This is a genomic window from Alkalihalophilus sp. As8PL, assembly GCF_040939795.1.
GTDB classification, from domain to species: domain Bacteria; phylum Bacillota; class Bacilli; order Bacillales; family Bacillaceae_D; genus Alkalihalophilus; species Alkalihalophilus lindianensis.
The window spans coordinates 2,128,642-2,142,183 of the sequence record NZ_CP162551.1 but is presented as its reverse complement, the minus strand read 5'-3'; the positions used below and the strand labels follow the sequence as shown (position 1 = coordinate 2,142,183).

13 protein-coding genes are annotated in these 13,542 nt (G+C 40.7%); 2 read left to right on the top strand and 11 right to left on the bottom strand.

The window, feature by feature from the left end:
* Positions 1-37: 37 nt before the first annotated feature.
* On the top strand, positions 38-1,354 hold the full coding sequence (locus AB3N04_RS12390) for an FAD-dependent oxidoreductase (protein ID WP_368503075.1): 1,317 nt from the start codon (positions 38-40) through the stop codon (positions 1,352-1,354).
* Positions 1,355-1,682: 328 nt separating this feature from the next.
* On the opposite strand, the gene AB3N04_RS12385 is transcribed toward AB3N04_RS12390, so the two are convergent.
* From AB3N04_RS12385 to AB3N04_RS12345, 9 genes are all read right to left on the bottom strand, one after another.
* Positions 1,683-2,147 (bottom strand): hypothetical protein, encoded by a 465-nt coding sequence (locus AB3N04_RS12385; RefSeq protein WP_368503074.1) that lies wholly within the window; start codon positions 2,145-2,147, stop codon positions 1,683-1,685.
* 68 nt (positions 2,148-2,215) lie between these two features.
* Positions 2,216-2,836, bottom strand: a complete 621-nt coding sequence (locus AB3N04_RS12380; RefSeq protein WP_368503073.1) for a thymidine kinase — start codon at positions 2,834-2,836, stop codon at positions 2,216-2,218.
* 276 nt (positions 2,837-3,112) lie between these two features.
* Positions 3,113-3,358, bottom strand: coding sequence for a type B 50S ribosomal protein L31 (locus AB3N04_RS12375; protein ID WP_047972603.1), 246 nt, complete (start codon positions 3,356-3,358; stop codon positions 3,113-3,115).
* Between the two features lie 178 nt (positions 3,359-3,536).
* Entirely contained in the window at positions 3,537-4,811 is a 1,275-nt protein-coding gene (gene rho / locus AB3N04_RS12370; protein WP_047972604.1) for a transcription termination factor Rho, read from the bottom strand.
* Between the two features lie 228 nt (positions 4,812-5,039).
* On the bottom strand, positions 5,040-6,005 hold the full coding sequence (gene glpX / locus AB3N04_RS12365; RefSeq protein ID WP_047972605.1) for a class II fructose-bisphosphatase: 966 nt from the start codon (positions 6,003-6,005) through the stop codon (positions 5,040-5,042).
* Between the two features lie 23 nt (positions 6,006-6,028).
* Positions 6,029-7,318, bottom strand: coding sequence for a UDP-N-acetylglucosamine 1-carboxyvinyltransferase (locus tag AB3N04_RS12360; RefSeq protein WP_317121757.1), 1,290 nt, complete (start codon positions 7,316-7,318; stop codon positions 6,029-6,031).
* Positions 7,319-7,475: 157 nt separating this feature from the next.
* On the bottom strand, positions 7,476-8,114 hold the full coding sequence (gene fsa, locus AB3N04_RS12355; protein WP_368503072.1) for a fructose-6-phosphate aldolase: 639 nt from the start codon (positions 8,112-8,114) through the stop codon (positions 7,476-7,478).
* Positions 8,115-8,321: 207 nt separating this feature from the next.
* A complete protein-coding gene (locus AB3N04_RS12350) occupies positions 8,322-9,185 on the bottom strand; it encodes a class II fructose-bisphosphate aldolase (protein ID WP_317121758.1) in 864 nt (287 codons plus the stop codon).
* A 261-nt stretch (positions 9,186-9,446) separates the two neighbouring features.
* A complete protein-coding gene (locus AB3N04_RS12345; protein WP_317121759.1) occupies positions 9,447-9,809 on the bottom strand; it encodes a response regulator in 363 nt (120 codons plus the stop codon).
* A gap of 273 nt (positions 9,810-10,082) precedes the next feature.
* Here AB3N04_RS12345 and AB3N04_RS12340 point away from each other — a divergent pair, with 273 nt between their 5' ends.
* Positions 10,083-10,601, top strand: coding sequence for a DUF2529 domain-containing protein (locus AB3N04_RS12340; RefSeq protein WP_368503071.1), 519 nt, complete (start codon positions 10,083-10,085; stop codon positions 10,599-10,601).
* A 62-nt stretch (positions 10,602-10,663) separates the two neighbouring features.
* On the opposite strand, the gene AB3N04_RS12335 is transcribed toward AB3N04_RS12340, so the two are convergent.
* On the bottom strand, positions 10,664-12,262 hold the full coding sequence (locus tag AB3N04_RS12335; protein WP_368503070.1) for a CTP synthase: 1,599 nt from the start codon (positions 12,260-12,262) through the stop codon (positions 10,664-10,666).
* A gap of 218 nt (positions 12,263-12,480) precedes the next feature.
* Entirely contained in the window at positions 12,481-13,002 is a 522-nt protein-coding gene (gene rpoE, locus AB3N04_RS12330) for a DNA-directed RNA polymerase subunit delta (protein WP_368503069.1), read from the bottom strand.
* Between the last annotated feature and the right edge of the window lie 540 nt (positions 13,003-13,542).

Below are 13,542 nucleotides of genomic sequence, written 5' to 3'. Positions count from 1 at the left end.
ATGAAAACTGATACGTACATTTTATGAGGTGATGTCGATGAAATACGTAGTTATTGGCGGGGATGCTGCAGGCATGAGTGCAGCGATGCAAATTATTAGGCAAGATGATAACGCAAAAGTGACAACCCTAGAGATGGGGGAGTATTACTCTTACGCTCAGTGCGGCCTACCATATGCGGTGGGGGGTTTAGTAAAAGGTGGACTGGATGATCTTGTTGCACGCGAGGTGGAAACCTTCCGCGAAAAGTACGGCATTGATGCCAGAGTGAACCACGAGGTCAAACATGTAGATATTGATGAAAAAGTGGTATCAGGGGATGGATTTAACATTCCTTATGATCGCCTCTTAATTGCCACAGGTGCAAGCCCCATTGTTCCAGATTGGGAAGGGGTCGATATAGACGGAATCCATTCCATTAAAACGATTCCTGATACAGAAGCGATTATGAATGACATGAAAAAGGATCCTCGTCATATCGTAGTCATTGGCGGAGGGTACATCGGACTTGAGATGGCTGAGAACTTGGTAGAACAAGGGAAAAAGGTAACGTTGATCCAAAGAGGGCCACAGTTGGGCACGATCTTTGACAAAGAAATGGCGAAATTAATTCATGAAGAAGCAACAGATCACGGGGTGAATCTTCTTTTAAATGAGGAAGTGAAAGGTTTTAAAGGAGAAGATCGTGTACAGGAAGTTATAACAGATAAACAAACCATTAAAGCTGATATGGTGATTGTCGCAATTGGCGTTAAACCCAATACCCACTTTTTAAAAGAGACCGGCATTCACCTTCACGAAAGTGGCGCAATTAAAGTAAATGCTTATATGGAAACCAATATTAAAGACGTATATGCTGCTGGAGACTGCGCTACTCAATATCACCGAATCAAGGAGCATGATGACTTTATTCCACTTGGCACACACGCTAATAAACAAGGACGTATTGCCGGCTTAAACATGGCAGGTTCCACTAGGACGTTTAAAGGGATCGTCGGTACATCGATATTAAAATTCTTTTCTTTAACCCTAGGTAGATGCGGACTTTCTCAAAAAGAAGCGGATGCCCTCCACATTCCGACCGAATTCGTTGATGCAGAAATTCCACATCATGCAACTTACTACCCTGGTGCCGAAGTGCTAACGATTCGTTTAATGTATCAAAGACACACTGAGCAATTATTAGGTGCCCAAATTATCGGAAAAGAAGGCGTCGATAAACGGGTTGATGTTTTAGCTACCGCCCTTTACCATAAAATGACGATGGAAGACCTCGAAAATCTCGACCTTGCTTATGCCCCTCCTTACAACGGAGTTTGGGATCCCATTCAACAAGCCGCAAGACGTCGTGGATAGTGAGGCTGAGACAAAAGTATTTTAACTTATGGAAAATCGAACATTACTGATGCGGTCTCTGTATACCGCTCCTGAAATATACTTCGCTTTCCGCGGGAAGCTAGTGAGCCTCCTCGTGCTACGCACTGTGGGGTCTCACTTATGCTTTTCATCCCACAGGAGGTCTACGTATATTTCATCCGCTCATTTAGCGCTTCGTTCGTATCCTGAGTTAACCCTCTAGATTGTCCCAGCTTTTTTTATTTTTGATTTTTCTGTTAATTTTATCTGTTCGTGGTATAATAGTACTACACTCAAAAAAAAACACCCGCAAGCGCGGGTGCTTCCATTAACTTTCTTTTAAATGAATTTCATACCTAGGAACTTCAAGCAAGAATGTTCGTTTCAATTTGTCGAGCTCCGTTTTTTTGTTCGTTTGGTCAAACTCCTGTGGAACATGAACGGTTACCCAAGCGTTATGCCCGGCAATCATCACAGAACCCGGATTAAATGGTGATTCATTTGCAACGATTCGCTTCATAAGAGCTTGATCGTCCCCTAAGTCCTGATGATAGTTATTCGCAGAGCGATAACTCCCCCCAGTGGTATTTACTTCTGCCATTTGACTCTTCATAGCAGAGTGACGAATCGATCCATAATTAATTGGCCCCGGTCCAAGTAAACCATATGTTACTTGTTCAGGTGAAATCCGATGGTTATCATTCAGCGCTTGAACATCAGGAGTATCTGGATCGTTACACCCTGTGACTAAGAACGTCCCAACCAATAACCCAACTAACCATTTTTTCTTCATTGTGAGCACCTCCTGCAGCAGGTGACGCTGCATGATTAGGATACCCAATAAAGACGCGTTACACGTTGTTAGATTTGACCATGTTTAACAGGTACATTCGGTAAGCGTGACGGCTTATTTGGTACTTCATGACATGTGCGGCAGCGTGGCTCATAAGCTTCAGAAGCCCCTACTAAAATAATTGGATCTGTATAAGAAGCAGGCTTTCCGTCAATTAATCGCTGTGTTCTGCTTGCTGGCGTTCCACAGACTGGGCAAACCGCTTGAAGCTTTGTAACTTCTTCTGCCAAAGCCATAAGTGGCATAATCGGTCCAAACGGCTCTCCTCTGAAATCCTGATCAAGGCCTGCACAAATGACACGAATCCCACGATTGGCAAGCTCATCAGCAACTGCCACGATCCCCTCATCGAAGAACTGAACTTCATCTACTGCAACGACTTGCGTCTCGGGATTTACGTGCTCAAGAATATCAACGGAAGTGCGTACCGGCATAGCACACACCTTTGTTCCATTATGGGAAACAACCTCTTCCTCACTGTAGCGATTATCAATTACTGGCTTAAATACTTGTACTTTAAGTTTCCCAAAGCTCACCCGACGTACTCGACGAATTAGCTCTTCTGATTTTCCTGAGAACATACTTCCACAAATTACTTCTAAACGACCTTCATGCCCCGTCACACGCATATTCATTCCCCACCTTACAACAAATAATAAAAATGCTTAGCCCAAAGTAATGACCATCTTTGTTCATAGCATTTCAACCTTTTCATTTCAAAACTTTGCTTTTCAATCTTAGCATCTCAATTTATCTCAACATTCATTTTGACATGTATTGGATTACTTATTCTAGATTAATCTTGCATAATACTGCCTATTTGAGTCAATAAATGCACTGCTGTGCACGCCTCGGTGCAAAAAAAACAGGCAAGTGCAGTGCGCTTGCCTGTTCGCATATCCAGTTTACTTCATGTTGTATTTCTTCTTGAAACGATCAACACGTCCACCAACATCGTTAAGCTTCTGCTTACCTGTGTAGAATGGGTGCGAATCTGAACTGATCTCAACTTTTAGAAGCGGGTATGTGTTACCATCTTCCCACTCGATTGTTTCAGCAGAACCTTTAGTAGAACCGCTTAGAAACTTAAAACCAGTACTTGTATCCATGAAAACCACTTTTTGATATTCTGGGTGAATACCTTGTCTCATTGCTTTCATCTCCTTCCGCCCTGAATCTTTTCGAAACAGAGTTATCTAATCACACATGACGAAATTATAACAAGCCAAGCTTCCTTTTGCAACTGTATTTTACATCTATTTAAAAGGTATGAAGATGTACATCTATGCAAATCGCTTCATGGCCGTTTTTCAAGGAATAACTTTTACATTATTTTCTTCGGCTTGTCCCGCTCATATCTTTTTCCATTTCACTAAAGAAATCAGCATTTGTCTTCGTGTTTTTCACTCGACGAATAAATTGATCGACAAAGTCATGCGATTCATTCATTGTCTTGCGAATCGCCCATAACTTATCTAACTGATCTTTTGGCAAAAGAAGTTCTTCTTTACGCGTACCAGAACGACGAATATCGATTGCTGGGAAGATACGGCGTTCAGCCAATTTACGATCAAGATGAAGTTCCATATTACCGGTTCCCTTGAACTCTTCATAGATGACATCATCCATACGAGAACCCGTCTCTACAAGAGCTGTTGCAAGGATCGTCAGACTTCCACCTTCTTCAATATTACGCGCTGCACCGAAAAAACGCTTTGGACGGTGGAATGCTGCTGGGTCAATACCACCTGATAATGTACGTCCACTTGGTGGGATGACTAAGTTATAAGCACGCGCAAGACGTGTAATACTATCCATTAAAATAACGACATCTTTGCGATGCTCGACTAATCTCATTGCGCGTTCAAGCACAAGTTCAGCTACTTTAATATGATTTTCTGGCACTTCATCAAACGTAGAACTGACAACTTCCCCTTTTACTGAACGTTCAATATCTGTTACTTCCTCAGGACGCTCATCAATTAAGAGCACGATTAATTCAACATCAGGGTGATTTTCAGCAATGCTGTTCGCTACTTCCTTCATTAAAGAGGTCTTACCAGCTTTTGGAGGGGCTACAATGAGGCCACGTTGACCAAATCCGACTGGGGAAATCATATTAATAATTCTAGATGAAACTCTTCCTGGGGCAGTTTCGAGCTCAATTTTTTGTTCAGGGTATAAAGGTGTTAAGGCAGGGAAGTGAGGGCGTTCCTTTGATGTTTCAGGTGCATCACCGTTAACCGCTTCGACATGAAGTAGACCATGATAGCGCTCATTTTCTTTAGGAGGTCTTACTTTTCCTGATACTTTGTCTCCATTACGCAAATCAAAGCGTCGAATTTGCGAGGCAGAAATATAAATATCTTCTGAACTTGGCATGTAATTAATTGGTCTTAAAAAGCCAAATCCTTCTGTTTGAATAATTTCTAAGACGCCTTCCATAAACATAAGACCATCTTTTTCAGCTTGGCCTTTTAAAATCGCAAAAATAAGTTCGCGTTTTGTTAGTTTACTATAATAAGAGACTTTATATTGTTTGGCTAACTCATAAAGCTCTTTCAGCTTCATTTTTTCTAAATCGGCTATATTGACACTGCTCATTATTACACCACACTCTATTAATAGTTATATTACACCGGATCGATTATAGAATGATGAAGTAGTATAAGTAAAAGATCGGTCATATATTTAAACTCAGAATACTTGTATCATTGTACCCTAAAAAGCAAAAGTTATTCAAGCATCCAGTTTTTCCTACCTACTAGTTGTTAGGGAAAGTACTTAATAAATAATGAAAGCTAGACACATGTCTAGCTTTCATTATGATCATTATTTAATAACAAGACCTGGCTTCTTTTGCATGCTGTGAGTACCGTCTACAAAGCGAACTGTACCTGACTTGGCACGCATAACAATTGATTGGGTTGTCGCATTGGATCCTTTGTAATAGACACCTTTTAACAATTCACCATCCGTTACCCCAGTCGCCGCAAAAATACAGTCATCTCCTTTTACAAGGTCATCCATTAGAAGAACCTTATTCGAGTCACTGATTCCCATCTTCTTGCAACGCTCAAGTTCAGCTTCGTCTTGAGGAAGAAGGCGCCCTTGTAATTCTCCGCCCAAGCATTTCAAACCAACAGCTGCTAGTACTCCCTCTGGTGCGCCGCCTGAACCAAGCAGAAGATCTACCCCAGTGTCATCAAACGCTGTGTTAACAGCAGCTGCAACATCACCATCTGGTAAGAGCTTGATACGTGCACCCGCTTCTCTTATTTCTTGGATAATTCTTTCATGACGAGTACGATTAAGGATCGTCACAACTAAATCCTCGATATCTTTATTCTTAGCGCGAGCAACGGCTTTTAAGTTATCAATAATCGGAGCATCAATATCGATTTGCCCCACTGATTCAGGACCCACTGCAATTTTATCCATGTACATATCCGGTGCATGTAAAAGATTGCCGTGGTCAGCAACAGCTAAAACAGCTAGTGCGTTCCACTGTCCTGAGGCAACGATATTTGTTCCTTCAAGTGGGTCTACTGCTACATCTACACGAGGACCATAGCCATTTCCTAGCTTTTCGCCAATATAGAGCATAGGCGCCTCGTCCATCTCCCCCTCACCAATAACAACCGTGCCTTTCATTGGAATGGTATCAAACACATCTCGCATCGCTTCAGTAGCAGCGCGATCTGCTTCTTCTTTATTCCCGCGTCCCATCCAACGTCCAGAAGCTAATGCTGCCGCTTCTGTGACACGCACAAGCTCCATCGATAAACTTCTCTCCATCTAATCCCTCTCCCTTATTGCATCTAACTTTTGACTTGATCCAATTCATCTTCAGTTAATTTCTCTCGCCACAATTTAGCACCTAAACCTAGAAGCTTCTTCTCTAAGTTTTCATAACCACGATCAACATGTTCAAGTCCTGAGAGTTCTGTGACACCATCGGCAATTAATCCAGCTACCACTAATGCCGCTCCAGCACGTAAATCACTTGCGCGTACTTTCGCACCTTGAAGAGGCGTTTTCCCGTTAATAATCGCAGAACGTCCTTCAACTTTTACATTAGCTCCCATTCTTCTTAACTCATCAATATGTTTAAAACGGGCATTATAAATAGTATCGGTTACAATGCTCGTACCACTTGCTTGTGTGAGAAGCGTCGTGAATGGTTGCTGCAAGTCCGTTGGGAAACCAGGGTATACTAGAGTCTTAATGTCTACCCCTTTTTTCTCGCCGGTATTATGGATCAATACTTGATCGTCGTTTGCCTCCACGGTTACGCCCATTTCGCGTAATTTTGCGATAAGAGAATCTACGTGATAAGGAATAACATTGTCAATGATCACTTTTTGACCAATTGCTGCTGCTAATATCATGTAAGTACCAGCTTCAATCCGATCCGGGATAATCGAGTGACGACACCCTTTAAGGGAATCCACGCCATCAATTCGAATCACGTTCGTACCTGCCCCTTTAATCTTTGCGCCCATGCTTGTTAGCAACGTTGCAACATCAATGATCTCAGGTTCCTTAGCGGCATTTTCGATAATCGTTTGACCTTTTGCACGCACAGCAGCAAGCATAATGTTAATGGTTGCTCCTACACTGACAACATCTAAATAAATACGAGCTCCACGAAGTTCGTCTGCGCGCAAATAGATCGCACCTTGCTCATTTGTCACACGAGCCCCAAGCGCTTCAAAGCCTTTAATATGTTGGTCTATCGGACGAGGGCCTAAGTTACACCCACCTGGAAGTCCAATGACGGCTTTATTAAATTTTCCAAGCATTGCTCCCATTAAATAATAGGAAGCACGTAATTTCTTTACTTTTCCGTTTGGCAAAGGCATAGCGATCATCTCTGATGGATCAATTTTAATTTCTTGATCTGCAAGAGATAACTCAACCTCGCCTCCTATTTCCCTTAGTAGATCAGCTAATAATTGAACATCTGAAATACCAGGTAAATTATCAATAGTAACCGGAGAGTCTGCTAAAATAGCTGCCGGAATTAACGCGACTGCACTGTTTTTAGCTCCACTAATTTGTACGGTACCCTCTAGTGGATGACCGCCATCAATCATTAATTTTTCCATAACCGCATCCCTTCTAACCATGCTCATGATTAATAGATATACGTCTTATAACGTTTGTATCCATTATACCCAAAGAGAGGAAAAAGTAACGGTGAGAGTTGTCACATATGAACGATTCTCACCGTTTCTTGTCGCCAAAACGCCCTTCCCTTTTGGCTTAGCGATTATTCCAATCTGCAAGAAATTTTTCAATTCCTTGATCTGTTAATGGGTGCTTTGCTAATTGTTGAATGACTTTAAATGGGATCGTCGCAATATGCGCCCCACGTGCTGCTGATTCTGTTACATGAACCGGATGACGTACAGATGCCGCAATAATTTCTGTCGGAATCTCGTGTACATCGAAAATATCCGCAATTTGTGAAATTAACTCAAGACCATCTTGACCGATATCATCAAGTCTTCCAAGGAACGGAGACACATACGTTGCACCTGCACGAGCTGCAAGTAGAGCTTGTACAGCGGAGAACACAAGTGTTACGTTTGTTTTAATATTTAACTCAGAGAACGCATGGACTGCCTTAAGCCCTTCTGTTGTCATTGGAACCTTCACTGTAATATTCGGGGCAATTGCAGCAAGTTCCTTCCCCTCTTTAATCATACCTTCTGCATCAAGGGCAATTACTTCTGCACTAACAGATTCAGATACGATATCAGTAATTTCACGCAGGCGATCGTGAAAATCAACACCTTCTTTTGCAACAAGTGAAGGATTAGTTGTCACACCTGCTAAAATACCAAGCTCTTTTGCTTCACGAATTTCATCTATGTTTGCCGTATCAATAAAAAATTTCATGCTCATCACCTCAAGGATTTATAGAATATACGTTTTGAAAACGCTATTAAAATTACTTATCTGACTTGTAATCGCTTACTCATTATAGTAAAAAAATATTGGTTCAAAAATAATAAAGTTGAATTATGCCAGTTTTTGACGAAAACACTCGTAAAATGACGTTAAAAGCAGCTCAAGTGAACTGCTTTTAACGAATTCTTACTATAATTATGCTTTGTTTGAAGAACCAAACTCACGCATTTTGCCTTGAACTGTTTCTTTGATCGCTTCACGAGCTGGACCTAGGAATTTACGTGGATCGTATTCATTAGGCTTAGCAGCAAGCGTTTCGCGAATAGCTTTTGCAGATGAGATTTGGCTTTCTGTATTTACATTGATTTTAGCATGTCCAAATTCAATCGCTTTTTGGATATCTTTTGTTGGGATACCTGTTCCACCGTGAAGTACAAGTGGAATTCCAACTAGACCATCGATTTCTTTCATGTGATCGAAACCAAGGTTAGGCTCACCTTTGTAAGGGCCATGTACTGAACCTAGTGCTGGTGCAAAACAATCAACACCAGTTGCTTCAACTAGCTCTTTACACTCAGATGGAATCGCATAAGCTGCTTCTGCATCATCAACGATTAGATCATCTTCTTGTCCACCAATGCGGCCAAGCTCAGCTTCTACAGAAACTCCAAGAGCATGGGCAACAGCAACAACACGTTTAGTAAGCGCGATGTTTTCTTCTAGTGGGTAGTGAGAACCATCAATCATTACTGATGTAAATCCTGCATGGATCGCCTCAACGCATTTTTCAAAGCTTGAACCGTGATCTAAGTGAATCGCTACAGGAACCGTCACTTTGTACTCTTCCATAAGTGATTCAACCATTTTTACAACTGTTTTAAAACCACCCATGTAACGAGCAGCACCTTCAGAAACACCACAAATTACTGGTGAGTTTTCCTCTTGAGCAGCTTGTAGGATTGCTTGAGTAAACTCAAGGTTATTCAAGTTAAATTGGCCAACAGCGTAGCCTTCCGCCTTTGCTTTGTTAAGCATGTCTTTCATTGAAACTAAAGGCATCGTACATCCTCCTTTATGTGTGAGCATTCATAGATATCTGTCGTCCGCTAAGCGAGCAAGCATACTATCGTATCCATTTAAAAAGATTCCCGAATAGATCAGTAAATATCCAACTATCTATATGTATGAGATCTTTTAAATCGTTTCGCTCGATTAGTTTGAACGTGTCCATTATAGCATACTCTCTTAGAATTACACCCTTTTGCAGAGGAGAAACGACAAGTTTTTTAAAGTAAACGCTTCCTTTTAGTTATCTCGAGTTTATGTGGTAACTAAGTGGTCTTTGATCACTTTTCTCACGTCATCAATGTCAAATGGTTTAGCAAAGTGAGTAATCGCTCCAAGTTGCATCGCCTCATTGATTAAGTTTAATTCTCCGTATGCCGTCATCATAATCACTTGAATTTCTTCATGCTTTTCTTTAATGCGACGTAAAATTTCAAGACCATCCATTCCTGGAATCTTCATATCTAATAGAACTAAATCAGGAGAGTCCTCTTCCACAACTTTTAAAGCTTGTACTCCATTAGCTGCTTGATACAATTGATAACCATCCTTTTGTAGGATTTCCGTTAATAAAACTCGAATACCATACTGATCGTCTACTACTAAAACCTTATGCATAGCCATCCTCCTTTAACTTTTAACACCTAAAATTTACAACATTTTTTACCTCACAATAAAATGACTCATTCACTTTAAATGAGTCGCTACTCTACCGTATCATGTACTACTTCTGCAACTATGTCTTAATTCCTGCAAAAGAGCTAACATCTTACAAATTATTATACGACAAAGTTCTCGAACGTTGTCGATTTAAGTGTTTCTTCCCTTTTTTCTTTGAAATGGTTACGCTATAATGCACGTAGACTTTCATGAGGAAAAGGAGTTACCAAGATGATCCCCATTTTCACCACTCAATTAATGGGCCGTATCAAGGCCGTACGCGAAAAAGAAGAAGAATTTGAAGATGCCGCTCGCCTGATGGCACAAGCACTTGTTGGCGATGGTACTGTTTATGTATACGGAACACGTGAACTTCGCGGTATTACTAGCGAGGTAGAATATGGAACAGACCGAGATGAATCCATTAAAGCTCTCACTCAAGAAAATTTGAACGAACTCACTACGGCTGATCGCGTGATGCTTTTTTCACCCTTCACTAATGATGATGAAGCATGTCGCTTAGCAACGAAATTACATGTACAAGGCGTACCTTTTGCTGCGATTTCAAATTTCTATGATGAGCAAGATGCAGCCTATTCCCTAGCTGATGTCCATATTGATTTTGAAAGTGATATTGGACTCGTCCCGGATGAAGAAGGCAAACGAAGTGGTTACCCAACTTCTATTATAGGACTCTATACTTATTTTTGCTTACTTTTAACGATAAAAGAAATCATGAGTGAGTATTAATTAGCTTTTCTATGCGAAAAGAAAAAGGTTTGCCCTCAATTTAGGCAAACCTTTTTTATTTATTATTTTTTTAATGATGCGCCAATAAAGTCACGGAATAGAGGTTGTGGGCGTGTTGGGCGAGAAACGAATTCTGGATGGAACTGAGAAGCGATGAAGTATGGGTGATCATTAAGCTCAACGATCTCCACTAAACGACCATCTGGGCTTGTCCCAGAGAACGTAAATCCTGCTTTCTCCATTTGCTCACGGTATTCGTTGTTGAACTCGTAACGATGACGATGACGCTCGTATACGACTTGCTCACCATATGCCGATTGAGCCAATGAACCATCGATAAGCTTACAAGGGTATAGACCAAGACGTAGTGTACCGCCAAGATCTTCAATATCTTTTTGCTCAGGAAGAAGGTCAATGATCGGGTATGGAGTTGCTGGGTTTAATTCAGCTGAGTTTGCTCCTTCAAGACCAAGTACGTGACGAGCAAATTCAACGGTTGCTAGCTGCATACCTAAGCAAATCCCAAGGAAAGGAACATGTTTTTCACGTGCATATTTAATAGCTGAAATTTTCCCTTCAATTCCACGATCACCAAATCCACCAGGTACTAAAATACCATCTGCATCTTGAAAAAGGCTCTCTACGTTTTCATCTGATACTTTTTCAGCATCAACCCATTCAATTTCAAGGTCTGCATCAAATGCATAGCCTGCATGGCGAAGTGCTTCTGCTACTGATAAATATGCATCTGGTAAGGCAACATATTTACCAACAAGAGCAATTTTCACTTTGTTTGATAAGTTTTGTACCTTCTCAACAAGAGATGTCCACTCTGTCATTTCCGCTTCCTTTGTAGAAAGCTTTAAGTGGTCACAAACGATTTGATCAAAGTTTTGCGCTTGAAGCTCAAGTGGTACTTGATAAAGTGTTTCCGCATCACGCGCTTCGATGACTGCATCTTTATGAATATCACAGAACAATGCAATCTTTTCTTTCATATCTTGTGGTACTGGTCTTTCTGTACGAACCACAATGACATTTGGTTGAATACCAAGGCTACGTAATTCTTTTACGCTATGTTGCGTTGGTTTTGATTTCATCTCACCTGCAGCAGCAAGATATGGGATTAATGTACAGTGAACGTACATGACATTATCCATCCCGATGTCACTCTTAATTTGGCGGATCGCTTCTAGGAAAGGCAAACTCTCGATATCACCAACTGTTCCACCGATCTCTGTAATGACAACATCTGCATTCGTTTCACGACCTGCACGGAAAACACGTTCTTTAATTTCATTTGTTACGTGAGGGATAACTTGAACCGTTCCACCAAGATAATCGCCACGACGCTCTTTTTTCAGAACAGTAGAGTAAATTTTACCTGTTGTAACATTACTGTTTTGGCTTAAGTTAATATCAATAAAACGCTCATAGTGACCTAAATCAAGATCCGTTTCAGCTCCATCGTCTGTTACGAATACTTCCCCATGTTGATATGGGCTCATTGTCCCTGGGTCAACGTTGATATATGGGTCAAATTTTTGAATCGTCACCTTTAACCCGCGGTTTTTTAATAGACGTCCTAATGAAGCTGCTGTAATCCCTTTACCAAGTGATGACACTACGCCACCTGTAACAAAAATATACTTAGTTGCCATGCGATCGACTCCTCTACTTTTCATCCAAAATGTATTTTCCCCTAAAATGGTCAATAAAATAAAAAAAACAAAAGCGACAGCTCACCCTAGAAAGGGGGCGCACTTTTGTTTTGGTCATAGTAATATGCATTAGCTTTTAATAAAGCCCAAAAATGATTCTACCTAGTTCAGACAAAGAAGTCAAGTCTCTCTTAAAAAGACTGAAAACGCAATTAACGTTATTCTTCCTCTTCTTCTAAGTCATCCTCACTATCATCATCGTCAAATCCATCAAGATCATCTTTTTCAGTGAAGGTATCATCTGTATCATCTTCTTCATCTGCATCTTCTTCATTGGAGATCTCGTCCAACTCATCTTCAAGGTCTTCAAATTCATCATCGAAGCCGTCGAAGCCATCTACCATGAGATCGTCCTCTTCTTCTTTAGCAGTCTTTTTACGAGGGTTTACTGGTGCAGTAATTTCCTCTTCAGACTGTTCGTGTGGGTACCAGCTTTTAAGTCCCCAGTTGTTATCACCAAGCGTTAAGAAACGTCCATCAATGTTTAAATCCGTATACAAAAATGAAATACGTTCATTCACATCTTTTTTAGTCATTTGCTTGATTTGAACAATTTCTTTAACTAAATCATTAAAGTTATAAGGTTTACGCTTTTCTTTCATTAAAGCATACGTTACTTCAATCATTGAAAGCTCTTGTAACTCATCCTTTTTCATCTCTTTTAGGTTCAACGTACACACGTCCTTTCAGCATTCTTGCATCTATTGCATATTAAATATTTGGCATAAAGTACATACCTTTCATTATAAACACATTTCATATAAATATGCTAGATTCTAGACGAAAAAGAATTTGAGACAAATTGATCAATTTACTAGAGAAGCGATGCACAAAAAGAGGCCGGGACAAAAGTGATTTAACTAAATGAAAATCCAACATAATGACAGATGTAGATATAAGCCGTTCCTGAAATAGAATTCGCTTTCAGCAGAAGCCGGTGAGCCTCCTCGTGCTATCACACTGCTTGGTCTCACCGTTGGCTTTGTCATCCTGCAGGAGTCTACGTCTATTTCATCCACACATTCATCGCTTTATTCGGAAATTCAGTTAACTACTTTTGTTATGTCCTAGCCTCTTTTTGATGGGATGATCTGGCCCCTTATTTTTCCGCATGCCAGATCAGTCACCTCAGCATTTCTTGTTGTCTAGCTCCACGGCCTACTCGCTCGAGGTTCTTTCTGTCAGTCAAACGAAGTCAAAGTGCGACTTCTTTTTGTCTG